This window comes from Streptomyces sp. NBC_01268 (assembly GCF_036240795.1).
Classification (GTDB): domain Bacteria; phylum Actinomycetota; class Actinomycetes; order Streptomycetales; family Streptomycetaceae; genus Streptomyces.
Map to the genome: position 1 here is coordinate 255,597 of NZ_CP108454.1, position 24,247 is coordinate 279,843.

22 protein-coding genes and 1 pseudogene are annotated in these 24,247 nt (G+C 70.3%); 14 read left to right on the top strand and 9 right to left on the bottom strand.

Annotated features, from left to right (window positions below; translation table 11 throughout):
* The first annotated feature begins 469 nt into the window (after positions 1-469).
* A complete protein-coding gene (locus OG309_RS01170) occupies positions 470-1,540 on the top strand; it encodes a hypothetical protein (protein ID WP_329417463.1) in 1,071 nt (356 codons plus the stop codon).
* Positions 1,541-1,556: 16 nt separating this feature from the next.
* Here the strand turns inward: OG309_RS01170 and fabV are convergent, their stop codons facing one another.
* Positions 1,557-2,765: an enoyl-[acyl-carrier-protein] reductase FabV gene (gene fabV / locus OG309_RS01175; protein ID WP_329417466.1), complete on the bottom strand. Its 1,209-nt coding sequence runs from the start codon at positions 2,763-2,765 to the stop codon at positions 1,557-1,559.
* Positions 2,766-3,507: 742 nt separating this feature from the next.
* Between fabV and OG309_RS01180 the strand changes: the two genes are divergently transcribed.
* Both OG309_RS01180 and OG309_RS01185 read left to right on the top strand, forming a co-directional pair.
* Positions 3,508-3,732 carry a hypothetical protein gene (locus OG309_RS01180; RefSeq protein WP_329417468.1) on the top strand — a complete coding sequence of 75 codons (225 nt, stop codon included), beginning with the start codon at positions 3,508-3,510 and terminating at the stop codon, positions 3,730-3,732.
* 252 nt (positions 3,733-3,984) lie between these two features.
* On the top strand, positions 3,985-4,203 hold the full coding sequence (locus OG309_RS01185) for a hypothetical protein (protein WP_329417470.1): 219 nt from the start codon (positions 3,985-3,987) through the stop codon (positions 4,201-4,203).
* Positions 4,204-4,648: 445 nt separating this feature from the next.
* Here OG309_RS01185 and OG309_RS01190 read toward each other — a convergent pair whose 3' ends face one another.
* A complete protein-coding gene (locus OG309_RS01190; RefSeq protein WP_329417472.1) occupies positions 4,649-5,104 on the bottom strand; it encodes a VOC family protein in 456 nt (151 codons plus the stop codon).
* 363 nt (positions 5,105-5,467) lie between these two features.
* Here OG309_RS01190 and OG309_RS01195 point away from each other — a divergent pair, with 363 nt between their 5' ends.
* Positions 5,468-6,646, top strand: a complete 1,179-nt coding sequence (locus OG309_RS01195; RefSeq protein ID WP_329417474.1) for a Cmx/CmrA family chloramphenicol efflux MFS transporter — start codon at positions 5,468-5,470, stop codon at positions 6,644-6,646.
* Positions 6,643-7,113, top strand: coding sequence for a helix-turn-helix domain-containing protein (locus OG309_RS01200; RefSeq protein WP_329417476.1), 471 nt, complete (start codon positions 6,643-6,645; stop codon positions 7,111-7,113). The genes OG309_RS01195 and OG309_RS01200 overlap by 4 nt, the downstream gene beginning before the upstream one ends.
* Before the next feature lie 69 nt (positions 7,114-7,182).
* Here OG309_RS01200 and OG309_RS01205 read toward each other — a convergent pair whose 3' ends face one another.
* From OG309_RS01205 to OG309_RS01215, 3 genes are all read right to left on the bottom strand, one after another.
* Positions 7,183-7,554, bottom strand: coding sequence for a hypothetical protein (locus OG309_RS01205; protein ID WP_329417477.1), 372 nt, complete (start codon positions 7,552-7,554; stop codon positions 7,183-7,185).
* A gap of 351 nt (positions 7,555-7,905) precedes the next feature.
* Positions 7,906-8,136, bottom strand: coding sequence for a hypothetical protein (locus OG309_RS01210; RefSeq protein ID WP_329417478.1), 231 nt, complete (start codon positions 8,134-8,136; stop codon positions 7,906-7,908).
* 400 nt (positions 8,137-8,536) lie between these two features.
* Entirely contained in the window at positions 8,537-8,908 is a 372-nt protein-coding gene (locus OG309_RS01215; protein ID WP_329417479.1) for an RICIN domain-containing protein, read from the bottom strand.
* A gap of 621 nt (positions 8,909-9,529) precedes the next feature.
* Between OG309_RS01215 and OG309_RS38100 the strand changes: the two genes are divergently transcribed.
* Positions 9,530-9,760, top strand: a complete 231-nt coding sequence (locus tag OG309_RS38100) for an SRPBCC family protein (RefSeq protein ID WP_361838290.1) — start codon at positions 9,530-9,532, stop codon at positions 9,758-9,760.
* Positions 9,761-10,207: 447 nt separating this feature from the next.
* Positions 10,208-10,906: a YoaK family protein gene (locus OG309_RS01220; RefSeq protein ID WP_329417480.1), complete on the top strand. Its 699-nt coding sequence runs from the start codon at positions 10,208-10,210 to the stop codon at positions 10,904-10,906.
* 217 nt (positions 10,907-11,123) lie between these two features.
* Here OG309_RS01220 and OG309_RS01225 read toward each other — a convergent pair.
* The 3 genes and pseudogenes from OG309_RS01225 to OG309_RS01235 all read right to left on the bottom strand — a co-directional run bounded on the left by OG309_RS01225 (position 11,124) and on the right by OG309_RS01235 (position 15,262).
* A pseudogene (locus tag OG309_RS01225) lies at positions 11,124-13,012 on the bottom strand (alkyl/aryl-sulfatase).
* A gap of 274 nt (positions 13,013-13,286) precedes the next feature.
* On the bottom strand, positions 13,287-14,948 hold the full coding sequence (locus tag OG309_RS01230; RefSeq protein ID WP_329417481.1) for a serine/threonine-protein kinase: 1,662 nt from the start codon (positions 14,946-14,948) through the stop codon (positions 13,287-13,289).
* A gap of 11 nt (positions 14,949-14,959) precedes the next feature.
* On the bottom strand, positions 14,960-15,262 hold the full coding sequence (locus tag OG309_RS01235; protein WP_329417482.1) for a hypothetical protein: 303 nt from the start codon (positions 15,260-15,262) through the stop codon (positions 14,960-14,962).
* 133 nt (positions 15,263-15,395) lie between these two features.
* Between OG309_RS01235 and OG309_RS01240 the strand changes: the two genes are divergently transcribed.
* The 4 genes from OG309_RS01240 (at position 15,396) to OG309_RS01255 (ending at position 19,977) form a co-directional block, all read left to right on the top strand.
* Positions 15,396-16,847: an MFS transporter gene (locus OG309_RS01240; protein ID WP_329417483.1), complete on the top strand. Its 1,452-nt coding sequence runs from the start codon at positions 15,396-15,398 to the stop codon at positions 16,845-16,847.
* A 237-nt stretch (positions 16,848-17,084) separates the two neighbouring features.
* Entirely contained in the window at positions 17,085-17,702 is a 618-nt protein-coding gene (locus OG309_RS01245) for a hypothetical protein (RefSeq protein ID WP_329417484.1), read from the top strand.
* Positions 17,703-18,044: 342 nt separating this feature from the next.
* Entirely contained in the window at positions 18,045-19,553 is a 1,509-nt protein-coding gene (locus tag OG309_RS01250) for an APC family permease (RefSeq protein WP_329417485.1), read from the top strand.
* Position 19,554: 1 nt separating this feature from the next.
* Complete coding sequence (locus tag OG309_RS01255) at positions 19,555-19,977, top strand: universal stress protein (protein WP_329417486.1); 423 nt, start codon at positions 19,555-19,557, stop codon at positions 19,975-19,977.
* Between the two features lie 20 nt (positions 19,978-19,997).
* Here OG309_RS01255 and OG309_RS01260 read toward each other — a convergent pair whose 3' ends face one another.
* Positions 19,998-20,840, bottom strand: a complete 843-nt coding sequence (locus OG309_RS01260) for a GntR family transcriptional regulator (protein ID WP_329417488.1) — start codon at positions 20,838-20,840, stop codon at positions 19,998-20,000.
* A 286-nt stretch (positions 20,841-21,126) separates the two neighbouring features.
* Here OG309_RS01260 and OG309_RS01265 point away from each other — a divergent pair, with 286 nt between their 5' ends.
* The 3 genes from OG309_RS01265 to OG309_RS01275 are packed head-to-tail and all read left to right on the top strand — an operon-like array spanning position 21,127 to position 24,199.
* Positions 21,127-22,398 carry an extracellular solute-binding protein gene (locus OG309_RS01265; protein ID WP_329417490.1) on the top strand — a complete coding sequence of 424 codons (1,272 nt, stop codon included), beginning with the start codon at positions 21,127-21,129 and terminating at the stop codon, positions 22,396-22,398.
* A 2-nt stretch (positions 22,399-22,400) separates the two neighbouring features.
* Positions 22,401-23,336 carry a carbohydrate ABC transporter permease gene (locus OG309_RS01270; RefSeq protein WP_329417492.1) on the top strand — a complete coding sequence of 312 codons (936 nt, stop codon included), beginning with the start codon at positions 22,401-22,403 and terminating at the stop codon, positions 23,334-23,336.
* Positions 23,333-24,199, top strand: a complete 867-nt coding sequence (locus tag OG309_RS01275) for a carbohydrate ABC transporter permease (protein ID WP_329417494.1) — start codon at positions 23,333-23,335, stop codon at positions 24,197-24,199. The genes OG309_RS01270 and OG309_RS01275 overlap by 4 nt, the downstream gene beginning before the upstream one ends.
* Positions 24,200-24,247 lie beyond the last annotated feature (48 nt).

The following is a 24,247-nucleotide window of genomic DNA, read 5'->3' on the forward strand; positions in this document are numbered from 1 at the left end:
GAAGGACCCGCCAATCCCGGGTTCACGGGTGTCCGGCCCTTGGCCGGGAAGGACGCCGATCGGCCCCCTGCGCCGCTGAGTTGGTCCATGCCGACGTCCATTGGGTCCACCCCCGCGTCGGCACCAGCTACTGGGCTGCCGGGCTGAAGCCGAAGGCTTCGACCCGGCCACTTCGAGGTTCACCCTGAACGTGCCGGCCGACCCCGGCCAGAGGATCCGCTCCCTGCGGGACGCTGCCTCCTCCTGAGCGGCAAGGTGGCCACGTCCGACCTCCGCAACGTGAGAACGCGACAGGGCCGGGCGGCTAGAAAGGTTGTAGACCGGTCGATGCGTACCGAGCCCGGAGCGCGCACGCGGAGTGGGTGAGCAAGTCCGCCGCCTGGACGGAAATGGCCGGTTGAAGGCTGAACGGATCAGTCGGCGGGGGCTGAGGATGAGCCTTCGAGGTGTACGGGGGATAGGGGGCGCCGTGGAACCGGCAGAGTTGGCAGTGGCTGCGGTGAGCGTAGTGGTCGCGACGGCGACAGGAGCGGCTACCGGCCTCGGGGAAGGCCTGGGTGCCGCGGCCGCCGACTTGGTGCGTTCGCGGCTGCGCGCCACAGACCGTGGACGGGCGGCCCTCGAGCGGCTCGACGAGGACCCGGCAGCGCCGGGGGCGCGAGAGGAAGCCCAGGAGGTTCTGCGCGAGGAGATCGAAGCCGATCCTGAGTGGAGAGACCGCCTGCAGGTGCAGCTGACCTCCCGCACGACACACACCACCACGCACGTCAGCGGCGGAGTGCTGATCAGCGGCGGACGGGTGTCCCGCAACCAGATCGTGGTCGGCCCGCTGACCGTCAACAACACTCCAGGCGGCAGGGCGCTCCTCGCCGCCGTCATGGTCCTCGTTCTCGTCCTGCTCTCGCTCGGCACCTACGGAGTCGTGCAGATCGTCACGTCCGACGACGCCGCGGGTCCCTCACCGCGGAGTGCCACAACGGGGCCACTCGAAGGCCCTCCACCGAGCGAGGATGCGAGCAGCGCCACCACCCCCGATCCGGCTCCCACCACGCCTGGGTTCGACCTCAAGCGGGATGCCATGGAGGTGCTCCTCTTCCAAGACGAGATGCCGCCATGGCTGGAATACGGCGTGGTGGCCCATGTGCTGTCCGAGAGCGGGATTGGTTGCAGCACCTCAGTCGTCACCTACGCAAAGCACGACAGTCAGACGGACCTGGTGAGCTGCCACGCCGACGCCTGCGACTCCATCACCACTGCAGAGTCCACTTACAAAGACAGGGTCCGGCAACTCGATGGCTCACCCGACGACTCGGCACCACCCCAACCGGTGCCCATGGCAGACCTCGGCGACGTCTACGTCAGCTATGTACGCGAGGAGTCGATCAGCGCCAGCAAGATGCGCTTCGTGATCGTACGCACGGGAAGGATCGTCCTCAGGTTCGCGTACGGACCCATCAGTGACAAGGCCGTCTTCCCGAAGGAAATCGACACCATGATCCGCACCTTCGTGAAGAAGGCCGCGGCGAAACCGGTCGGATAGAGAGAGCAGGTGCGCGTCAGATGGTGGCCGTGGGCCAGGGGACATCGGTTTCCACTGCGGCGGTGTAGTCGATGCCGGGGACGGAGAAGCCGTAGAGCCGGCGGACTTCGTCGCTGAACCAGTCGAGGTCGGCGAGTTCTGTGATGGTGTCGCTCGTGGCCGAGCTCCAGCGTCTCGCGACGGCGTTCTGCACAGCGGGGCCGAGTTCCCAGGTGTCGAGGCGGACCCGGCCCTCGTCGTCAAGGTCAAGCGGGCGGGCTCCGGTCAGTTGGTCCCACAGCTGAACCAGTTGACCGATCGGGGCCACCACGTCATCACCGAGGACGCCGCGCAGCAGCCCGACGTACAGGGCGATGCCGGGGATGGCGGTGGACGACTGGGTGACGGCAGCAGCGTTGACCGACGTAACGGCCCGGCCGCCCAGAGTCCTCCCCAGGCGCTCGTCCAACGTGCGCGCGGTGGCTTCCACGTGGGACTTTGCCGCGCCGATGGTGCCCTGCCGGTAGATCGCCGCGGTAAGCGGCGAGCCGATGTAGGACAAGGCGGCGGTTGTGAAGCCGTCGGCGAGCAGGGACCGGTCGTCCAGGAACGTGACCCACCGTTCCCAGTCCGTGCCCCCCATCACCCTGACAGTCTGCTCGATGTCGTCGCCCTGGGCCGGTGCCGTGGTGACTTCCTTGACCTCGGGTGCCCCGTGCTCGTCGAAGACGAGGGTCTTGGTCGTGTACGGGGAGCCGATCGGCTTGAGAACCGAGGCGTACACGTCACCGGTGTCCGGGTCGCTGCGGCGAGGAGCGGCCACCGAGTAGATCAGGAAGTCGAGTCGCCCCCCGAACCGCTCGGCGAGGAGGTCGGCAACCTGCTCCTTCACCACGTCACTGAACGCGCCGCCGTTGAGAAAGACCATGTCCCGCCCGTGCTGACGCGCGAGCCGGGCGGTGGCGGCGGTGCGATACCAGCCGGCCGTTCCGGTGCGCCGCCCGGGCGCCTTCTCGAAGCACACGCCGATGCCACGGATACCGGCACGGGCCAGGCCCGCGATCGTAGCGGCCAGTCCATAGCCCGCTGACGAGCCGATGACCAGCGCCACCGGCCCCTCACCTCGGGCGGGCACCGGGCCGGGGACGGCCTGCCACATCTCGTCCACCAGCTGCCGGCAGCCACCAGGATGGGAGTCGAGGAACAGGAATCCTCGGCTCTTGGGCGCAATGACGCGTTCGCTCACAGTGTGGTGTCCCCGATGTCGTCACGGACGAAGACGCGGCGGCCACCTCGACCGCTGCGTCCTGTCAGTCTCCGGGCGTGCCGATGAGCACGGTGATCTTGACCGCCACAACGATGCCCGGCCGGGCTTGGAGGGTTCCCCACTGGCTCACACCCCCGCGGGCCGGCGATGCCCACGTCCGGTCCCGCAGGGCCGGACGGACCCGGCCGACCGAATCACGCACGCGCCATCAGCTGGGACAACGCACGGGCCCGGCAGCGCGGCCGCCAGGGCAGCCTGCCGCGGACGACCGCGAGCAGCCAAAAGACACGACGCCGCGGGCGGGCGGGTTGGCGCCAAGGGCGCGACAACGGCCGAGTCCAGGCCTGCCCCGGCAGGACAGCGGCCGGCGGGACACAGCCTCTGCCGACCCCAGGCGGCCGGCCCGGCGGCGGCCAGACACCACGCCCGGCACCGGGCAGCGACATCTCCTCGCTGGGCCCGCTGAGAAGTCCGGCGCCAGCCACTTCAGTCACCACGCTCTCGCGTGAATCCGGCTGGGAGCGTGCGGTGTGGCGACTTCCGGGGTGGCGGCCTCGGCGTGGAGGCCGGGCCACCGGTGGCCGCGCGCGTTGACCTCAGGGCCCGGCGGGGCGCAACACGTCACTCGCGTTCCGCCTGCTCACCCCTCTGACCTGGTGGTTCCCCCGCCCGTCGTATGCTTCATCGGCACTGTGCAGGGGTGAGGGTTCGGAGGGACGAAGTGAAGGAGCTCGCCAAGGCGTGGGGCTTCTGGCTCGTGCTGGGGTTCGTCACGATCGACGACCGGCACAACAGGAATCTTGCCGACACCATCTCCCTGGTCCTCTTCGCGATCGTCACCCTCGCCGTCATCGGTACGACCCTCCGCTCCCTGTACCGGTTCACCCGCGCGCTGCATCGGCTCACCGTGGCGAGACGGAGCGCGGAAGCCGACCCGACCGGCTGACCCGGCTGCCACGGAGGTGCACCACGGAGGAAGCACTGCGAGCCATGCGCCAAGCGGGTCAGGACCTGTCCTGTCGATCAACGATGTCGTCGTCCGGCAAGCTCGACGTCTGTCTGCTGCCGGAAACCGGCAGTGTGGTGGGCGGCCTTCTTCGTCTACGGTCGGTCGGCCGCCTGTCGGTTTCGACAGCCCGTGGCCACTTCGCATGGCGGCGCGCACACTAGGGGTCACGTCGTATAGGGGGAGGTAGCCATGGCATTCATCGTGCTCTTCGGTGTCTTGGGTGGGCTGGTTCTGCTGTTGGTCCTCACGCTCCTGCGCCGCAGCCGGAACCAGACGGAGACCGCCGAGGGGCTCCGCATCGAGGAACAGGCTCGCACGCAGGCAGGACGCGACCGCGTCTCCTTCAGCACGACGGCCATGCACAACGCGCCGCCCACCGCCAGCGACGCTCATCACCGCCGCCGCTGAAGCCCCGGCATAACCGGGGCCCGGCCCCCTTCTGACCGGGCACCACGTGCCTGCCCGTACTCAAGTCCCTGCTCCAAGGCCAGCCTTGCAGGAGCCAGGGTGCGCATGATCGGCCGGAGCTCCCAGACGGCGTGCCACTCGAAGAGAAAGCGCCTGAGTAGGGCGATGCGGCGAGTCACGACAGCCGGGTCGGCGCCGGGAAGGGTCGTACCCCTTGGGCTAGGGTCTGCTGCGAAAGTGGATCTTGTTCGTTGGTGATCCCGTGTCGTGGGACGTGAGGATCTGACGAATCCGGACCGGGTCCGGGCCGACGAAGCCTACGACTCCCGCAGCAACCGTTCGGGCCGTTGCCACTCGGTACGACAAACTCGCTGTCCGCTACGAAGCGACCGTCCTGGTCGCAGCCATCAACGAATGGCTGCGACCAGGACCGTACCAACGCCCCTCAGACGATATCGAATTCGTTGCCCTCGGGGTCCTGCATGGCGGCGGCGTAGAACCCCGCTTCCGGATCGTCCTTGATCCGCAGCACGGTGGCGCCGGCTTTGACCAGCCGCTCCACCGTAGCCTTGACCCGCTGCATGCGGACGTCCAGTGGGACGTCACGGCCCCCACCGACCTTCAGGTCGAAGTGCCACCGGTTCTTGGCGGCCTTCGGCTCTGGAACCTCCTGGAACCACACCCGTGGCCCGCGCCCCGCGGGATCGATGATCGACTCCGGAATGTCCCCGGCGCCGGCCGGCAACTCTTCCTCCGGCACCCCCATCGCCCCCCAATAAGCACGCCACGTGGCATGCCCGTCGGGCGCAGGCTCAGGCACGTAGCCCAGGGCCTCGGCCCAGAAGGCCACCATCCTCTGAGGATCGGAGCAGTCGATCGTCAGCTGCACTGTCATCTCCATGGCGCGAAGCATGCCAGGCAGGTCTGACAGGCGATCCACTTCACAACAGGCCCTAGCCCCATCTAATTCTGCGGGGCCCGGAAGCTGCGCACGTACGCCACCGAGATGGGCCGACAGCTGGATGTTGCGGGACATGACGTTGGTGACACAGGTGCCTCGCTGGGCGTGGGTCGGGTAGCGTGCGAGCTATGTCGAGTCCTGAGTCAGACAAGGTGGGGGCTTTCGGTCACGCCGCCAGCCCCCTGAAACCCTGAGCTTGAGCCCTGTCGTTGCGCCGCATTCTGTGGTGGACGAGTGTGCCCGTGGGGCTGGCCGCGGTGACGAGATGACCCTCTCGTGCTTCTCCTCACCTCGGAGCCTTCGATGTCTCTCCCGCTGTACCTGCTTGCCGTGGCGGTTTTCGCCATGGGCACCTCGGAGTTCATGCTCGTCGGCCTGTTGCCGGACGTCGCCTCAGATTTCGGCGTCCCCGTCGGGACCGCAGGTGTCCTCACCTCGGCCTTCGCGATCGGTATGGTCGTCGGGGCCCCTCTTGCGGCCGCGCTTGCCCGCAACTGGCCCAGGCGATCCAGCCTTCTCGCATTCGTCCTGACTTTCGCGGCAGCTCACGCCGCGGGGGCCGTCACCACCAGCTTCCCGCTCCTGTTCGCTACCCGGGTCCTTGCCGCACTCGCGAACGCAGGGTTCCTAGCCCTCGCTCTGACGGCTGCCGCCACGCTGGTCCCGCCCGACAAGAAGGGACGTGCGCTGGCCGTGCTGCTGTCGGGCACGACGGTGGCCACGATCGCCGGTGTCCCCGGAGGGTCGGTACTCGGCACGGTGCTCGGCTGGCGGGCCACATTCTGGGCAGTCGCCGCTCTCTGCCTGCCCGCGGCTCTAGGTGTCCTGAAGGGCATCGCAGCAGGACGAGTGAAGGCAGCGGCCACGGGCGGCCCTGCCTTGCGGGCGGAGCTCGCCCTGCTCACAAGGCCGCGGTTGATCCTGGTGATGCTGCTCGGCGCGCTGGTGAACGCGGCAACATTCGCAAGCTTCACCTTTCTCGCCCCCGTCGTGACCGCCACCGCCGGGCTGGATGAGCTGTGGATCTCTGTCGTGCTGATGCTCTTCGGTGCCGGTTCCTTCGTCGGCATCACCGTCGCCGGCCGGCTGTCCGACCAGCGTCCCGGTCTGGTCATCGCCGTCGGTGGTCCGCTGCTGCTCGTTGGCTGGCCGGCCCTGGCGGTACTGGCCGACAAACCAGTCGCCCTGTGCACTCTTGTGTTCGTGCAGGGCGCCCTGTCGTTCGCACTGGGCAGCACGCTGATCACCCGGGTCCTCTACGAGGCAGCACAAGCCCCCACAATGGCCGGCTCGTATGCGACCGCGGCACTCAACATCGGCGCCGTCGCCGGCCCTCTTGTCGCCGCGACCACCCTCAGTACCAAGGCCGGGAGCGTCGGACCGCTGTGGGCGAGCGGACTCCTGATCGCTGTCGCGCTACTCATCACCTTCCCCCTCCGCACGCGCGTCGCGACCAGCCCAAGCGCCGAGGTGTTCCAGTGACACATGCGAACGCCCCCTTGGACATCGAAGGACGCCGAAGGCTCGTGGAACGCTGCCGCAGCCGTCCGATCGCCCACGTGGCAGCCGAGGCCGGCGTCTCCCGCGCCTGCCTGTCCACGTGGAAGAGCCGATACGACACATACGACGAGGCCGGGCTACAGGACCACTCCAGCGTCCCGCACTCTTCACCGTCCCAGACCCCGCCCGAGGTCGTTGAACGGATTGAGCGGCTGCGTCGAGACAACGAATGGTCCGCCCGCCGGATCGCGCTCGAACTCACGAATCAAGGCGTGCGGATCAGCGAACGCACCGTGGGCCGGTGGCCGGTCCGCCCGGGCACTAACCATCGCCGATACCTCGACCCCGACGGATCCATCAACCGACACCCGTCACAACAGATCGTGGCCCGCTACCCAGGCCCCGCGCGATCCGATCCCATCTGCGGCGGCGTGAAATCCGTGCGGTGATCCCACAGCCGTCAGGTCAGACTCTCCGCCCTCTTCGTCCGGGCGGCGAGATGACTCCAGCCAAGCTGTCTAGACCCATCCGTCGTCGAGGCGGACCGTCCAGGTGTCTCCTACTGCCCGGTGCATTTCGACCAAGGCCGCGACGTCCGCGATGACTGCGGGCGCGTCGGACAGCCGCAGGGGAAAGGCCGGGACTCCGTTGCGTGTGTAGGTCGGCAGCTCACCGTTGCAACTGAACGCATGAAGCCGCGGCGGGCCATCGTTGAACCATGCAGGGCAGTTCTCCTCTGCCCACGCAGCTGCGGCGTCGACACGATCCACCTGCGCAAGCAGGTGCTCAGGAGCTGGACCGCCGCTGAACTGCACGAGGAAGCCCTGGGCATCCACTGCCCACCAGTCCCACATGAATCCAGGTCGAGGGTGCCGCAAGATCGTTGTCATGCCGTCACCGTATCCGGGCCGCACATGACCGGTGAAGACGATCCGCAGGGGACGGCCTACGGGCTGTCCCGCAAACGATCTCTGTCTCAGGGCCGTTGCGGGTCGTCAGGGTGATCGGCGTAGGGCGAGGCGAGGTCGAGCCGGCGTGGTCGACTGACAGACCGGCTCCACCCTGCGGTGGTGGAAGTTCCTCCCGCCCGACGAGACCATCCGCCAGGGTCAGGGCGCGCCGCGTCGTTGCGGTGCGAGTCGGCTCCGTGTTGTTCGTCGCAGGTGTCCAGGGGTCCAGCCTGCGACTGGCCCAGGTCACGACCGGTCGGAGCGTCGCCCCCTGGCCTGGTGGCCGCATCTTCAGCGGACCAGGCGGTCCAGCATCGCGTTCAACTCAGGAGGGCACTCTTCGCGGGGAACCCCGCACTGTTCAACCAACCGGGCCGTCTTCGCGAGTTCCGCAGGATCGTTCGACTCGTCCAGAACCTGCGCGAGCAGGCCTAGAGCCGGGACGAGATTGGCCTCCAAGCGATCGGGAAGTGAATCGAGGAAGATCGCGTCCTCGGTGAACACCAAGTCGAGCAGAGCCACACAACGTGCCCTCAACCCGTCCGAGTCGTGAGCACTGCCGTTCGGCTGGGTCGTGAAGTCCCGGTCAACCACGGATCCTCCGCAATCATCGACGTCCTGCCGGAAACCAGCCCGGCGGACAAGGATCCCTCGTACCGGACAGGTAGATCAACTTTCCGCCAGCACTACCGGCGCCGGATCGGTCGACATCACCCAGCTGACGGCAAGCGCCGAACGAACGGCGGGCACCGTGCCGCCTCCCGTGGCCGGGACGGCCCGGCGCAGTGTCCGGACGGGGAGTCGGCTCGTGGTGGGTCGTCATGCCTGGTCATCGATCCGGCGTGGGGCGGGTCGCGAGCGGGCGGCCGTCACTGGGGCGAGGGCCGCGCGGCCTCGCTGCGCCTGCGGCGCCTGGAACAGGTCAGTAGCCCCACGCCTGGTAGCCGTTGAGGAAGGCCGCTTCGCTGCACGTGTGCAGGCGCAGACCGCGGCTGGCGCTGTAGTCCAGGCACTGTCCGGTGGCAACGTTCTGGTAGCTGAACTGCGAGAGGGTGTGGTTCGTCCGGACGGCCTTCCAGGCCTGGTAGCCGTTGTTGTAGCTCGCGGTGCTGCACGAGTGGGTGCGGACACCGTAGTTGACGCTTCCGTCGAGGCACTGTCCCGTGGCGACATTGCGGAACTGCGCTGTGGAGAGGCCGCTGCCGAGCGTCACCTCCCACTGCTGCTGCCCGTTGACGTAGCGCACGGTGCTGCACTCCTGCATCCGCAAGCCCTGGGCACTGCTGTCATCCATGCAGAGCCAGCCGCTGCTCAGGGACCTGTTGCTGTCGCTCGTCTCCGCGGTCGAGGCCGCCGCGGCGGGCGCGGCAGCGAATGCCCCGATCAGCGCTATGGCGGCGGCAGCCGGGGCAAGGATCTTGTGCATGGGTGAAGCCCTCCGAAGCAGTGGTGTGGTGTGACGTGGCAGCGCCGGGCGACAGCCGGAAACCGGAGACGTTCGGTCGCACTCACCGCGCTGCCGTCCCCTCCAGCACCGCTGTCAGGCACCACCCATGAACCTAGAGGGCCGTGCGTGATCTCTTGGAGGTCCGAGCACGCCAGATGCGGGACACACCGCGCCACCATGCGTACCGATCTGCTCGGCGTCGCAGAGGTGTGGGCCTGCGGCCGGACACCCCCACGTCCTCGGCCCAGGAGACCTGCCCCCTTCGTCTCGCGACACCGCACCGGGAGGCCGATGGCGCACAAGGCAGGCAGCCCGTGGAACCGCGATCTTGCTGGTCGGCGACTCGTCCGGCGCGAACATCGCACTCGCGGTCGCCACCCGCCGCCCGAAGGGGCTGCGCGCCCTGGGCCGACCGGGTGCCCGGCGAAGGAACGACCAAGCACTTCGACAACACCCTGACCGTCCACCATCCACGCACCCGTCAGGCAGGTCTTCGCCTACCTCGCGCGGCCCGAGAACCTCCCCCGCTGGAACTACGCGCTCGACCACACCGAGCAGACCTCCCCGGGACCGATCAGCCTCGGATCGACCTACCGCCGGACGCGCACGCTCCCGCGCCCGGCCGAGGAGCACTTCCGCGTCACCGAGTACGCCCCCCGAACCTGCTCACGGCGGAAGGCGGCGTCGGCCCACACCTGACAGATTCCGTCACACACCGGGTACGGGCAACGACGGAGGGCTACTCTGTGACGCGTGCAGCCGGCCCCGTCCGGCAGGTGCTGCTCATGGACCCCTGGCTCCCCCGTGCCAGGGGTCCTTTGCGCAACCGACCGGGCCCGAGCATCCCCCGGAGCCACCCACGAGGCGTCACCCGGTTCCCCTCCTTCGTCTTCTGGCGATGGTCGCGGCCGCCTCGTGAGCAGCCACTGGTCCCGCCGAGCGTTCCGGGACGCCTGCCGATGCTCGGCCTCCGCGCCGCCGCATGGCGTTCGAGTGGGCCTGCGCCCGGCGTGTGAGGTCCGGCTGCCTCACCGTTTTCTGGTCCAGTGAGGAGATGAGAGGGACACCAGTCGTCGACGAAGTCGGCGGCCCCTGGCACGGGTGCTCCTGCGACGGCCGGAGACGTACCGGCGGGAAGAGGACGCCGTGAGCGGTGGCGGGCAGGTCTCGCGGTGGCTGTTCCCCGACGGGCACCGCTACGCGCGGTTCGTGCCCCTGCTGCTCGTGCTGACGTTCGTCAGCGGGCTGGTGGACGCGGCGAGCTTCCTCGGACTGGGCCGGGTGTTCGTGGCCAACATGACCGGCAACGTGGTCTTCCTCGGGTTCGCCCTGTCGGGCGTGGCTCAGCTGTCGGCCCTGGCCTCCGCGGTGGCGCTGGCAGGGTTCCTGGCCGGTGCTGTGGCGGGCGGTGCTTGGCGCCGGGAGACCGAGCCGGGGGGTCTGTTCGCTTCGCTGATCGCCTTCCAGGCCCTCCTGCTTGCCTTCGCCCTCGCAGCCCAGGCGGCCGGCTGGGGCCGGTACGCGGTCCTGGTGCCGCTGGCCTGCGGGATGGGGCTGCAGAACGCCGTCGTGCACCGCCTGGGGGTTCCGGACCTGACCACCACCGTGATGACGCGGACCCTGACCGGGCTCGCGGTGGACCCGCCGGGACCCACGAGCCTGCGGCGCGGCGTGTCGGTGGCGGTGCTGGCCGCAGGAGCGCTCGCGGGCGGTCTTCTGCACGCCCACGCCGGTGTGGAGGGCGTCCTCGGCACAGTCCTGGTCCTGCTGCTCGGCGTCGTCGTGGCGGCCCGTTCCTTCAGCGCCCGCCGGCCGGCCGACGGTGGGCTCGGCGAGCCCGGGTGACCAGCAGCCGGTGCGTCTCGGCAGGGCGTTCGGTCTCGGGCAGCTCGGTGGCAGCCGGAATCCGGCAGCTCATCCGAACCGCCAGGTCGCGTGGTTCGGCTGACGAGCGGGTCGTCTTCGGCATGAGCGGCGAGGCGTTCCCCTCCTCGGCGAGCGGGTACGGCGAGGGGCGGGACGCCGGTGGTGTCCCGCCCCGTACGCCGCTCGGCGCTCCCCGTCAGGGGGTGACGATGGCGAAGTCCGGGTCCGGGGCGGTCAGGTGGCCCATCAGTTCGCGCAGGATCCTCGGGTCGCCCGTGATCTCGGCGCGGCCGTCGGCAGCCAGCTGCTCCAGGTCGGCGGCGCCGAACAGGACGGCGCGCAGGTCCGCCTCGTCCAGGGTGATGGTCACCCCGGGCGCGGCCACGGCCGGACCCTCGCCCGTGACGTGGATGAGCACGCCGTTGTGCAGGCGCATGGTGACCGCAACCGCGCCGCGCAGGTTCCAGCGGACCGTCAGGTCGGCGTCCCAGCTGCCCGGCCCGTCGACGCGGATGGCGAGGGAGTCGAAGAGCTGGTCGACGGTCAGGGCGGCGAGCACGTCCGCCGACGCGGCGGATGCGGGTGTGCCGACGATGCCGTCGCGCAGTTCGAGGGCGCCCATCAGGTAGAAGTTGCGCCAGGTGGCGTTCTCGCTGCCGTAGCCGAGCTGTTCGAGCGCCGCGGCTTGCAGGGTGCGGGCGTCGGCGTTGCCGGGGTCGGCGAACACCACGTGGTTGACCACCTCCGCGACCCACCGGTAGTCGCCCGCCGCGAACGACTCCCGGGCCCGGCGCAGTACCTCCTGCGCGCCGCCCATGAAGTCGACGTAGCGGCCGGCCGCCTCGGTCGGCGGGTGCTGCCACAGATGGGCGGGGTTGCCGTCGTACCAGCCCATGTACCGCTGGTAGATCGCCTTGGTGTTGTGGCTGACCGAGCCGTAGTAGCCGTGGGTGTGCCAGGCCTTCTCCAGTGCGGGCGGCACCTGCATCAGCTCGGCGATCTCCGGCCCGGTCATTCCGGTGTTGAGCATCCGCAGGGTCTGGTCGTGCAGGTAGCCGTACAGGTCGCGCTGCTCGGACAGGAAGGCGATCACCCGCTCGCGGCCCCACACCGGCCAGTGGTGCGAGGCGAACGCCAGGTCCGCGTCCGCTCCGAACAGGTTGATCGCCTCGGTCAGGTAGCGCGACCACACGTGCGGATCGCGCACCTGCGCGCCGCGCAGGGTCAGCAAGTTGTGCAGGTTGTGGGTGGCGTTCTCCGCCATGCACAACGCCGCGTGTGCGGGGAAGAAGATGTTCAGCTCCGCCGGGGCCTCGGTGCCGGGCGTCAGCTGGAACACCATCCGGATGCCGTCCACCACCTCCTCCTGCCCGGTCCGGGTGATGTCCACGGTCGGCGCGACCAGGGTCACCGTCCCGGTCGAGTTGGTCCGTCCCAGCCCCGCCCCCACCTGCCCGCGCGGCCCCTTCGGCAGTACCGCCCCGTACATGTACCCCGCCCGCCGCGACATCGCCGTGCCCGCGTACACGTTCTCGCTCACCGCGTGCGCCAGGAACCCCTCCGGCGCCAGGATCGGCACCTCCCGGTCGGTCGGCAGAACGCCGCGCACGCCGCCGAAGTGGTCGATGTGGCTGTGCGTGTACAGCACGCCCGTCACCGGACGCTCGCCCCGGTGCTCCCGGTACAGGGCCAGGCCGGCCGCCGCGGTCTCGGCGGACACCAGGGGGTCGATCACCAGGACGCCCTGCTCGCCCTCCACGAGGTCATGTTCGACAGATCGAAGCCGCGGACCTGGTAGATGCCCTCGGTGACCGCGAACAAGCCGTGGTCGCTGGTCAGCCGGCTCTGCCGCCACAGGCTCGGGTTCACCGAGTCCGGGCATGCGCCGGACAGGAAGCCGTACGCCTCCAGGTCCCACACCGTCCGGCCGCCGCTCTTGATCAGCGGGTCGGCCGCGGTGCCGAGGAAGCCGCGCTTCGCGTCGTCGAAGTCCTGGGTGTCGTCGAAGGGGAACCGGCCGAGCACCGCGCGGTTGGCTTCGACGATGCTCGGCTCGGCGGCCTCGGACGGAGTGTGCTGCGCCATCGGTGTCTCCCGGATCGACAGGCGTACCCTGCCGCCACCCTCACCCAGGTCCGACGGGCCCGCCTGCCGCAGATAGGCCGACCGGATGACGCTCCGAGGCCCGCACACCCTCCGCCGTCCCGCCCGGAGAAAGCCCGCCGGACAGCAGCCGAGTCGAGCGGAGACCCCGCCCCGCACCAACCCGTGTGCTCGTTCCCCGCGACCGAACATCCCGCCGACACCATGCTGCCGGGTTCACGTCCCCCTGGGCCGGGCCCAGGAGCCGCAGGCCGGATCAGCTGCGGTACACCTTCACCACCTTGCCGTCGATGCCGGCGTGCACGTAGCCGCCGTCCCCGGTCTCGTCGGTGAGGTACGGGCGCATGGAGGGGCTGCCGTCCATCAGCCACGGTTCCACCAGTACGTAGCGCAGGTTGACGTGGCCGACGCCCAGGTCGCGCTGGGCCCGTGCCATGAGGGCGGGCAGGGCGTCCCAGTTCACCTTGGTCATGTCGAACGGCGGCTTGCCCTGCTGTACCGGCATGCCGCTCGCCCCGAAGCGGCTGACCTTGCCGCCGCTGTAGCGGTAGGAGTCGGTCGCCTTGGCCCCCGGGGTGACGGGGACGTCGGCCAGCACGTAGCTCTCGTAGATGCGCAGGTTGAGGAAGGTGGTGGTACCGGTCTCCTGGCGCAGCGCCTCGACGGCCGCACGAGCGCCGGCCGGGCTGATCAGGCTGCCCTCGGGGGCGGTGGCCGCTGGGGTGGCCGGGGCGGAGCCGGTCGGGTCGTCCGCGGGCGGCGCCGTGCTCTGGCTCTGGCTCTGGCTCTGGCGACTGGGTCCCGCCGCCCCGTGGTTCGATCCGGAGCCGTCGGGCAGCCACTGGACGGCGGCCAGCGCGCCGCCCGCGAGGACGGCCGCCGCGGCCAGCGCGATCACGGCGTTGCGGCGGCCCCTGGCGGGCCGCGGCCCGGGAACCGGCACGGTGGGCGGGGCCCCGGAGCCGCCGGGCGGCGAGGGCAGCGGCTGCACCACCTCCGTGGGGACGGGGATGGCAGGGCCGAAGCTGCCGAGCGGCGGTGCGACGGCGGGCGCGGCCCCGGCGGCGGCGAGGGCGGCGCCCGCCGTGCGGAGCAGGTGCTCCAGCCGCGCGGCGTCGGGGCGCGCGGCCGGGTCCCGTACGAGCAGCTCCTGCAGTACCGCGCCCAGCGGGCCGGAGCGCACCGGGGCCGGGATCGGCTCGTCCAGGACGGCGACGACGGTGGCCAGCCCGGTGGCCCGGCGCAGCGGATGGACACCCTCCGCGGCCACGTACAGGAGCATGCCGAGCGACCACAGGTCGGAGGACGGGTTGCCCTCCTGGCCGCGGACCCGTTCGGGGGCGATGTACTCGGGCGAGCCGATGAGGTCGCCGGTGGCGGTGAGGTTGGTGGCCCCCTGCAGCGCCGCGATGCCGAAGTCGGTGAGGACGGCGCTGCCGTCGGGGCGCAGCAGGACGTTGGCCGGCTTCACGTCGCGGTGCAGGACACCCTCGGCGTGCGCGGCCCTGAGGGCGGAGAGCACTTCGAGGCCGAGCCGGGCCACGTCGGACACCGGCATGGGCCCTTGGGCGAGCCGGTCGTGCAGGGAGCCGCCCTTGACCAGCTCCATCACGATCCACGGGTGTCCACCGCTGTGCGGGGCCGGCTCGACGATGTGGTGGATCGTCACCACGTGCGGGTGGGCCAGCCGGGCCAGGGCGCGGGCCTCCCGGACAGCCCGTTCGCGTAGTTGCAGGGCGAGCCCGGGGTGGGCGGCGGCGATCGCCGGGTCGGGCGGGCGCACCTCCTTGAGGGCGACCTCGCGGTGCAGGGCGGTGTCGCGGGCCCGCCACACGGTGCCCATGCCACCGCTGCCCAACGGGGAGATCAATTCGAAGCGGCCGTCGACCGGCTGTCTGCCGCCCTCACTCGTGTCCATGGCGCGTCATGCTAGGGCCCCGGCGCGGCGGCGGCCGAACGGACCCCGCGGCCCCGGCGGGACAGCGGCCGGTACGACGGGCGAGGGCCGTCCGGGCTCAGGCAGGCGCGATCGGTCGTGTGGTGAGGGGCGTCGAGCGTCGGCCCGGACGACGGCGGCTCGGCCTCACCTCCGTGCACGATCGTGCGACGGGTTCCCGCGGGCTCGGCGATCCGGGCGACGAGCGGGGCGTCTTCGGCGCTGGTGCAGCCGTCGGTGCAGGTGACCGCGTGGACCTGGCCGACCGGGCGGGGCTCGGCATTTGCCGACGTCAACGGATGATCCCGGAGGAAAGAAGGCATCGGGAACGCCCGCGCCGGGTAACCGGGCCTTCGCAGGCCGGAAGGCGCACACGGCCCGTGCCGCACGCCGTCCCCCGCGCCGAACCCGACGGAACGAGGAGGACACGTGACCTGGCAAGAGGCGGCGCAGGCCCCGCGCCGACAGCAGGAGGAACCGGACCCGAACCGTTGGAAGGCGCTCGGCGTCTGCCTCGTGGCGGGCTTCATGACCCTCCTCGACGTGTCGATCGTGAACGTCGCGCTGCCCTCCATCCGTTCCGGACTCGACACCCCCGAGTCGGACCTGCAGTGGGTGCTCTCCGGGTACGCGCTCGCCTTCGGCCTCGTCCTCATCCCGGCCGGCCGGCTCGGCGACGCACGCGGCCGGCGCACCGTCTTCATGGTCGGCCTCGCGCTCTTCACGCTCGCCTCGGCCTCCTGCGGAGCGGCGCAGTCGAGCCTCTGGCTGGTGGTCTCGCGGCTGCTGCAGGGAGCGGCCGGAGGCCTCGTCTCGCCGCAGATCTCCGCGCTCATCCAGCAGATGTTCCGGGGAGCCGAGCGGGGCAGGGCCTTCGGGATGTTCGGCACCATCGTCGGCGTCTCCACCGCCGTCGGCCCCCTCCTCGGCGGGCTGCTGATCCAGGGGGCGGGGTCCGAGGAGGGCTGGCGCTGGGTCTTCTACGTCAACCTCCCGATCGGGATCGTGTGCCTGGCCCTCGCCCGGCGGCTGCTGCCCGACACGCCGGACGCCAAGCCGGTGCGGCTCCGCAGCCTCGACCCGGTCGGCGTGGTGCTCCTCGGCGCCGGCGTCCTCGCCCTGCTGCTCCCCTTCGTCCAGTCCCGGCAGTGGCCCGGGAACGCGAAGTACCTGCTCGTCCCGCTCGCCGCCGTCCTCCTCGCGGCGTTCGTGGGATGGGAGCGGCGCTGCGCGCGGTCGGGGACCGAGCCCCTCGTCGACCTGGAACTCTTCCGCCTCCGGTCCTACTGGCTCGGCTCGCTGCTGAGCCTGCTCTACTTCGCGGGCTTCACCTCGATCTTCTTCGTCAGCACCCTCTACCTGCAGAACGGCCTGCACTACACCGCGCTCCAGGCAGGTCTCGCCATCACCCCCTTCGCCTTGGGCTCGGGGGTCGCGGCCGGGATCGGCGGCCGGATCGTGGACCGCTACGGCCGGCCGCTCGTGGTCGTCGGCCTGGTCATGGTGACGGTCGGCTTCGCCGGGGCGGTGCTGGCGGTGCACCAGGTGCCCGGCCAGGGCGCGGGCTGGGCGCTCCTCGCCCCGCTGCTCCTGGCGGGGCTCGGCAGCGGCCTGGTGATCTCCCCGAACCAGACCCTCACCCTGTCCGAGGTGCCGGTGCAGCGGGGCGGCAGCGCCGGCGGCACGCTCCAGACCGGTCAGCGCGTCGGCTCGGCGATCGGCATCGCCGCGGTCGGCTCGGTCTTCTTCGACCGCGTCTCCCTGGACGGCTGGGCCGCCGCCTACGACCACGGCCTCCTCGTCTCGATCGCCTTCGTCGCGGCCGCCCTCGTCGCGGCGCTCGCCGACGTGGCGGCAGGGCGCCGCGCCGCCCGCGGCTGACGCTCCGCGCGCCCCGGACGCAGGCACCGCCAAGGACGTGCGTCCGGTCGGCTGCGCGGGTGTCGCTTGTCCGAGGACAAGACGGCTTGTCCACCTTCCTCGCTGTGCTGAGCTGCGGGTCCTCCACGGGAGGACCCGGACAACGCACCTCGCCGCGAGGGTGACGGTGCTCCCGGCAGGCGCGGACGACGTGCGCCGCGGCGAGCGGCTTCCATGTAGGCAGACAGAGGAGATCCGATGCCGCCCACTCGCGCATCCCTTGTTCGTACGGCAGTCGCCGTCGCCGTCGCCCTGGCGGGGCTGGGCCTCGGCGTTCCGCAGGCCACCGCCGAGGGTCCGGGGGCCGTCGGAGCGAAGGACAGGACCACGGCGGCGGTAGCCGCTCCGGTCCAGCGCTCCGCCTCGGCCGCAGCTGCCCCGGCGGCGGTGTCCGCCACGGCGAGCGCCTCCACTCGGGCCATCGCCGCGGCCGACCCGGCGGCGGTGAGGGCGGCGGCCACCGTCTGCGGCAGCGGATGGACGCTCGACTACGCCGAGACGCTTCCGCCGCATCTCAACCGGCTGGGCACCCTCTTCATCTACGTGGGGAACCCGCCGAACTACGATCCCAACGACGTGCCGGTCTGCACGATCTTCGACAACAACACCGGCTCCCGAAAGTGGATGAAGCTGAAGCTCTGCTCCAACTACATCGACGACGGCTGCGCCGAGGACGTCGGCAACTACTCGCAGTACGCCGGTCCCGTCTACCGCACGCGCGGCGGCTGCGGCAAGGTAACCGCGATCATGAAGAACACCAGCACCTCCTCCACCGCCTTGATCGATGCCATCCGCGGGGCCACGACCTGCAACTGAACGCACATCAGCGGGGCAGCCCGTCGAGAACGCTCCTGACCTGATCGGCGTACCGCGCGGCGCCCTCTTCGACAGCCCCGCCGTCCCCCACGGTGTGATCGCCCCGTCGGCCGGGCACTCCATGTCGGTGGCCGACGGGGCTCCGGCGGAGCCGTAGCGCGCTCGACGCGGTGGCGCCGGCTCCTCCGCGGACGGTTCGCGGACGCGCTGGGGCGCGCCGCCCCAGCGCGAGCGGCGCGTACGCCGTCACGCTCCCTCCTGCACATGCACGCCCGCGCCGGTCTCCCTACGATGAAGGCGCCGGTCTGGCTGTTCTGTCCGGCTCGACGGGAGCGAGGGAGCATGGCCGCAGAGGACGCCGCGCCGGCTGGGCGCCCCGAGGGCTTGAAGCCCAACGCCATCGGGTTCGTCGACGCCCTCGTCATCGGGCTCAACGCCACCTCCCCCGCGTACTCCCTCGCCGCCGTGATCGGCCCTGTCGTGGCCTTGGTCGGGGTCTACGCACCCGGCGTCATGGTCGCGTCCTTCGTCCCGATGCTGCTCATCGCTTCGGCCTTCTACTACCTGAACCGGGTCGACCAGGACTGCGGCACCACCTTCTCCTGGGTCACCCGCGCCATGGGCCCGTGGGCCGGCTGGCTCGGCGGCTGGGCCATCACGATGACCGGGGTCCTCGTCGTCGGCTCCCTCGCCGACGTGGCCGTCAGTTTCGCCCTGCTCGCGTTCGGCCTGGACGGCTGGGTGGACAACACCTTCGTCCGGCAGCTGCTCACGGTGCTGCTCATCCTCGTCATGACCGCCGTGTGCGTCATCGGCACCGAGCTGTCGGCCAAAGTGCAGAACGTGCTCATCCTGGCCCAGGTCGCCTGCCTGCTGATCTTCGTGGGCGTGGCGCTGTACAGCGTCTACGACGGCACGAGCGCGTACGACTCCGTGGAGCCTTCCCTCGGCTGGCTCAATCCGTTCGGCGCCGGTGGTGCCGCGCTGACGGGTGGGCTGCTCCTCGGCGTCTTCATCTACTGGGGCTGGGAGTCGGCCGTCAACCTCACCGAAGAGGTCGAGGACTCTGCGACCGCCCCCGGCAAGGCCGGGCTCTGGTCGACCGTCATCCTGCTGGTGACCTACGTGTCCGTGGGCTTCGCCGTCGTGGCGTACGCCGGCCCGACGTTCCTCGCGGAGAACGCGGACGAAGAGGAGTTCGTCTTCGCCCAGCTGGCCACGGACGTTCTCGGCGGCTGGGACTGGATCCTCCTCCTGGCCGTCGCCACCTCCGCCATCGCCTCCACCCAGACGACGATCATCCCGGCCTCGCGCACGGCGCTCTCGATGGCCCGCCGCCGGGCGCTGCCCGCCTCGTACGGCCACATCAGCCCGCGCTTCCGCACTCCCGACGTGAGTACGTGGTGGGTCGCCGCGATCGCCATCGCCTGGTACCTCGTGGTGAGCCGGATCAGCTCCAACGCGCTCTTCGACTCCCTCACCGCGCTCTCGCTCCTCATCGCCTTCTACTACGCGCTCACGGGAATCGCCTGCGTGGTCTACTACCGCCGCCACCTCTTCGCGAGCGTCCACAACCTCCTGTTCATCGGGCTCGGCCCCCTGATCGGTTCCGCACTGCTGACGTGGCTCCTGGTGCGGTCGGTCGCCGACATGTCCGATCCGCAGAACTCGTACAGCGGTGACTCGTGGCTCGGCCTCGGTCCCCCGCTCGTGATCGGCATCGGCATCACTCTCGTCGGAGTGATCCTCATGGTCGTGTGGCGCCTGCGGTCACCCGCGTTTTGGCGGGAGCGCCCGAGCGTCGCCGACCCCGACCTGGTCCGCTCCCACAGCCCGCGCAAGGAGCCCTGAGATGTCGGTCGTCCTGGGATACGACGAATCCCCCGGCGCCGCCCGGGCGCTGCGCATCGCGGTCGAGGTCGCGGCGGCCTTCCACGAGCGGCTCGTCCTCGTCTACGGAGCGGCGGCCCCCGGCCCGGTGGGCGAGGAGTACGCGTCCCACTACGAGGCCATCCGCCAGGCCGGCCGCACCGGGCTCGAGCACGCGGTCACCGAGGCCGACCGGGCGGGCGTGCCGACCGTCGTCGAGGTGATCGACGACAAGCCCGCCCAGGCCCTCATCGACGCGGCGACCCGGCACGCCGCGCGCGTCATCGTGGTCGGCAGCTGGGGCGACAGCCCGATGCGCGGAGCGCTCCTGGGCTCGACCCCGCACAAGCTCCTGCACCTGTCCACGGTCCCCGTGCTGTGCGTCCCTCCCGAGGAACCGGAGTGAAGCGCGGTACGGCTTCGGGTTCAGTGGCCCTCCTGGACGACGCCGCTCGTGGAGTAGGTGACCGGGTCGCCGCTGGTGAAGTCGCTGGGAGGGATGCCGGGGTGGTGGCCTTCGCGTGATGCCGGCGGCGCGGGGTGGGGGCTGAGCGCGAGTCGGGAGACGATGCGATAGCGGTCGCCCCGGTAGAGGGAGTGCACGTACTCCACCGGGCGGTCGCCCGCGTCGCGGGTCAGGCGTTCGAAGAGCAGGGCGGGCGAGAGCTCCGGGACGCCGAGCAGTTCGCCTTCGGCGGCGGTGAGGACGGTGGGTTCGATGGACTGCACGGCTTCGCTGACGTGCACGCCGTGTCGGGCCAGGTGGTGGTAGAGGTCGCCCTGTTCCAGTTCGTCGCTGGTAAGGCCGGGTACGAGGTCCGCGGGGATGTGGATGTGCTCGATGGCGATGGGTGCGCCGTCGACGAGGCGGAGGCGGGCCACGTAGTGGATCTCGGCTGCGGGTGACACGCGGAGCTTGCGGCCCACTCGGGCTCCGGCCGGGAGGGTTCGCAGCTCCAGCAGCCTGCTGGTCCAGACGCCCGAGGCCTGGGGCAGGGTGAAGGCGTGCCGGTCCGGGAGTAGTTCCTGGCTGATCTTCTCAGCGGCGACGAACATGCCGCGGCCGTGCTCGCGTACGAGCAGACCGGCGACGACGAGTTCGTCGACCGCGGCGCGCAGGGTGGGCCGGGAGACGCCGAGGTCGGCGCACAGGGTGCGCTCGGAGGGGATGGCGTCGCCGGGGCGCCGCACTTCGATGAGTTCCAGGATCGCGTCGCGGACACGTTCCCGCTTGAGCAGAGCGCCGGAGGCGGCGGCGTCGATCTCCATGGAGGGTTCTCGTTCCTCGTCGGGCGGCGGGCACTGGTTCGGTGCCGATCCTAACTGGTCAGGCTCCGACTGGTCCGCTGGTCAGGTATCAACTTCGCCTCCAGAGGCCGTCCGCTTCGACCGCCGGAGCGCGGGATGCAGCCAAGTCCCGTTTTTTCGCGCAGGGTTGACGTCGACATTGGTCCATGCCACCTTCATCCCGGCACCGACTGGTAAGGCCAACTGGTCAGATCGGGGGCTCGACTGTCGTGTGCCGTTCCGTCTCCAGCTCCCCCAGAGGTGAACCGTGAAGAACCGCTCTTTCGCCCTGCTCGGCGCCGTGGCGCTGAGCGTCGGGCTCACCGCTTGCAGCTCCTCGTCCAGTGGCTCCTCGGAGGGCACCGAGAACGGCAGGACCGTTCTCGACGTGTGGCTGATGCGGGACAGCGTCTCGGCCGCCTTCCAGGACGAGTTCGAGGCGGGCTTCGAGAAGGCCCACCCCGAACTCGACGTGAAGATCCAGATCCAGGAGTGGGACGGGATAGGCGAGAAGGTCACCGCGGCCCTGGCGAGCAACGACGCGCCGGACGTCATCGAGGTGGGCAACACCCAGGTCGCCCAGTACGCGCAGAGCGGAGGCCTGACGGACTTCACCGGCGAGGTCGCCCGGCTCGGGGGCCGTGACTGGCTGAAGGGCCTGGCGGAGCCCGGCTCGTACGAGGGCAAGCAGTTCGGCATCCCGTACTACGCCGCCAACCGCGTCGTCATCTACCGCACCGACCTGTTCGAGCGGTCCGGTGTGGACGCGAGCACGATCAGGACGCGTGAGCAGTGGATCGCCGCGACCGAGAAGCTCAACCAGGGCGGCACGCAGGGCATCTACCTGCCGGGGCAGAACTGGTTCGCGTTGTCCGGCTTCATCTGGGACGAGGGCGGCGACCTGGCCGTGAAGGCCGGCGGCACATGGCGCGGTGGGCTCGACTCTCCCGAGGCGCTGCGTGCCATGGCCTTCTACCAGCGCCTCCAGGGGCTCGGAAGGGGCCCCCGGGATTCCGACGAGGCCCAGCCTCCGCAGGCGGAAGTGATGGCCAAGGGGCAGATCGCCCAGATCATCGCCGCCCCCGGCGGCGCGAAGGTGGTGGAGGAGAAGAACCCCGCCCTCAAGGGCAAGCTCGGCTTCTTCCCGATCCCCGGAAAGAGCGCGGACACCCCTGGTGCCGTCTTCACCGGCGGCTCCGACCTCGTCGTACCCGCCGTCGCCGCGCACCAGAAGGAAGCGCTCACGTTCATCGAGGAACTCACCGGCGACGCCTGGCAGAAGAAGCTCGCCCTCGCGATGAGCTACGTGCCGAACAAGACCACCCTGGCCGGTGCCGTCGCTTCGGACCCTGGCGCCGCGGCCATGGCGGTCGGCGCCGCCAACGGGCACGCGACGCCCCACACACCCCAGTGGGCGGCGGTCGAGGCGAAGAACCCGATCAAGGAGTACATGACGGCCGTACTCACCGGTCGCGCCACGGCCGCCGAGGCGACGAAGGCCTCGAAGACCATCGCCGACGCGCTCAACAGCGGTTCGTGAGCGTGGCCTGGTCCTCCCGGGCGGCCCGGTCGGCCCTCCCGGTCCGCCCGGGCACCTCCCCCTGGCCGTACGTCCTGATCGCACCCGCGGTTCTCTGCATGCTCTACCTGCTGCTCTATCCGCTCGCCCGCGCCGTGGTCATCTCGTTCCAGGACTTCCGGCTGCGCCAGCTCATCCTGGGCGATGCCGAGTTCGTCGGGCTGCGCAACTACCGCACCCTGCTGTCGGACCCTCGGTTCTGGGAGGTCGTGCGCCGCACCTTCTGGTTCATGTCGGTGAACGTGGTCGCCATCATGGTCCTCTCGACGCTGGTGGCGCTCATGGTCGAGCGGCTCGGGCGGACCGGCAGGACGATCGTCCTCAGCTCTCTCGTGCTGGTCTGGGCGATGCCCGTCGTCGCCGCCACCACCGTCTTCCAGTGGCTGTTCCACTCCGAGTTCGGCATCGTCAACGAAACGCTCACCGGCCTCGGCTTCACTTCCTTCGAGGGATACCCCTGGTTCGCGCACCCGGGCGCCGCGTTCACGATCGTGGTCGTCCTGATCGTCTGGCAGTCCGTGCCGTTCGCCGCGATCACCCTCTACTCGGCACTCACCACCGTGCCCGGCGAGCTGTACGAGTCGGCACGGCTGGACGGCGCCGGCGCGGCACGCGTCTTCCGCTCCGTGACGTTCCCGCTGATCCGGTCGATCTTCATGCTCGTGCTCTCGCTGGAGGTCATCTGGACGTTCAAGGCCTTCGTCCAGATCTGGGTCATGACCCGGGGCGGGCCGGGTGACGCGACCACCATCCTCCCGGTGTACGCCGTGCAGACGGCACTCGCCGACCAGCGCTACGACCTCGGATCGGCCGCCTCCGTCATCACCGTCCTGCTCATGAGCAGCGTGCTGGTCCTGTACTTCCGTCAGCTCTTTCGTCAGGAGGGCGAGAACCTGTGACCGTCACAACCCCCGTCGCCCGCCGTGGTGCGGTGCGCAAGGCGGTGCGGCGGCTGCCTCTGCACGCTGCTGCCGCCCTCGCCGTCGTGGTCTGCCTGCTCCCCGTCTACTGGATGGTGGTCACGGCCTTCAAACCGTCCCAGGACATCCAGTCGTACGACCCGCGTCTGATCCCCGAGACCTGGACGCTCGACCACTTCCGCCACGCGGTGCAGGCCGAGGGGTTCGCACTGTTCTGGCGCAACAGCATCCTGGTCACGCTCAGCGCCGTCCTGCTCGCCCTGCTCGTCGCGCTCGGTGCCGCCTACGCCGTGGCGCGGATGCGGTGGCGCGGCCGGCGTCAGTTCATGCTGGCGGTGTTCCTCGCGCAGATGGCGCCGTGGGAGTCGCTGATCATCCCCGTCTACATCATCTCCCGTGACACCGGCATGCTCGACCGGCTGCCCACCCTGACCCTCGTCTACTTCATGATCACTCTGCCCTTCACGCTGGTGGTCCTGCGGGGTTTCATCGCCGGCATCCCGCCCGAGCTGGAAGAGGCGGCCCAGGTCGACGGCTGCACCAGGGTCGGCGCCTTCCGCAGAGTGGCCTTCCCGCTGCTGGCACCCGGCCTGATGGCGACCTCGCTGTTCGGGTTCATCACCGCGTGGAACGAGTTCACCTACGCCAACTTCCTGATCATCAAGCAGCAGGACAGCCGCACCCTGCCGGTCTGGCTCGCCTCCTTCCAGTCCACCTTCGGGACGGACTGGGGCGCCACGATGGCGGCCGCCACCCTCTTCGCGCTGCCCGCGCTGATCATCTTCGCCGTCCTGCAGCGCCATGTGACCTCGGGCCTCGCGTCCGGCGGAGTCAAAGGCTGACCTTCACGCCCTGCTCCCCCGCCCCGTACGAGAAACACCGATCCCGGA

Excerpts from the sequence above, each read along its gene's own strand:
- OG309_RS01185 (WP_329417470.1), top strand. The coding sequence starts at position 3,985 with ATGGCATTCATCGTGCTCTTCGGTGTCTTGGGTGGGCTGGTTCTGCTG.
- OG309_RS01190 (WP_329417472.1), bottom strand. The coding sequence starts at position 5,104 with ATGGAGATGACAGTGCAGCTGACGATCGACTGCTCCGATCCTCAGAGG.
- OG309_RS01195 (WP_329417474.1), top strand. The coding sequence starts at position 5,468 with ATGTCTCTCCCGCTGTACCTGCTTGCCGTGGCGGTTTTCGCCATGGGC.
- OG309_RS01205 (WP_329417477.1), bottom strand. The coding sequence starts at position 7,554 with ATGACAACGATCTTGCGGCACCCTCGACCTGGATTCATGTGGGACTGG.
- OG309_RS01215 (WP_329417479.1), bottom strand. The coding sequence starts at position 8,908 with ATGGATGACAGCAGTGCCCAGGGCTTGCGGATGCAGGAGTGCAGCACC.
- OG309_RS01230 (WP_329417481.1), bottom strand. The coding sequence starts at position 14,948 with ATGGACACGAGTGAGGGCGGCAGACAGCCGGTCGACGGCCGCTTCGAA.
- OG309_RS01245 (WP_329417484.1), top strand. The coding sequence starts at position 17,085 with ATGCCGCCCACTCGCGCATCCCTTGTTCGTACGGCAGTCGCCGTCGCC.
- OG309_RS01250 (WP_329417485.1), top strand. The coding sequence starts at position 18,045 with ATGGCCGCAGAGGACGCCGCGCCGGCTGGGCGCCCCGAGGGCTTGAAG.
- OG309_RS01255 (WP_329417486.1), top strand. The coding sequence starts at position 19,555 with ATGTCGGTCGTCCTGGGATACGACGAATCCCCCGGCGCCGCCCGGGCG.
- OG309_RS01260 (WP_329417488.1), bottom strand. The coding sequence starts at position 20,840 with ATGGAGATCGACGCCGCCGCCTCCGGCGCTCTGCTCAAGCGGGAACGT.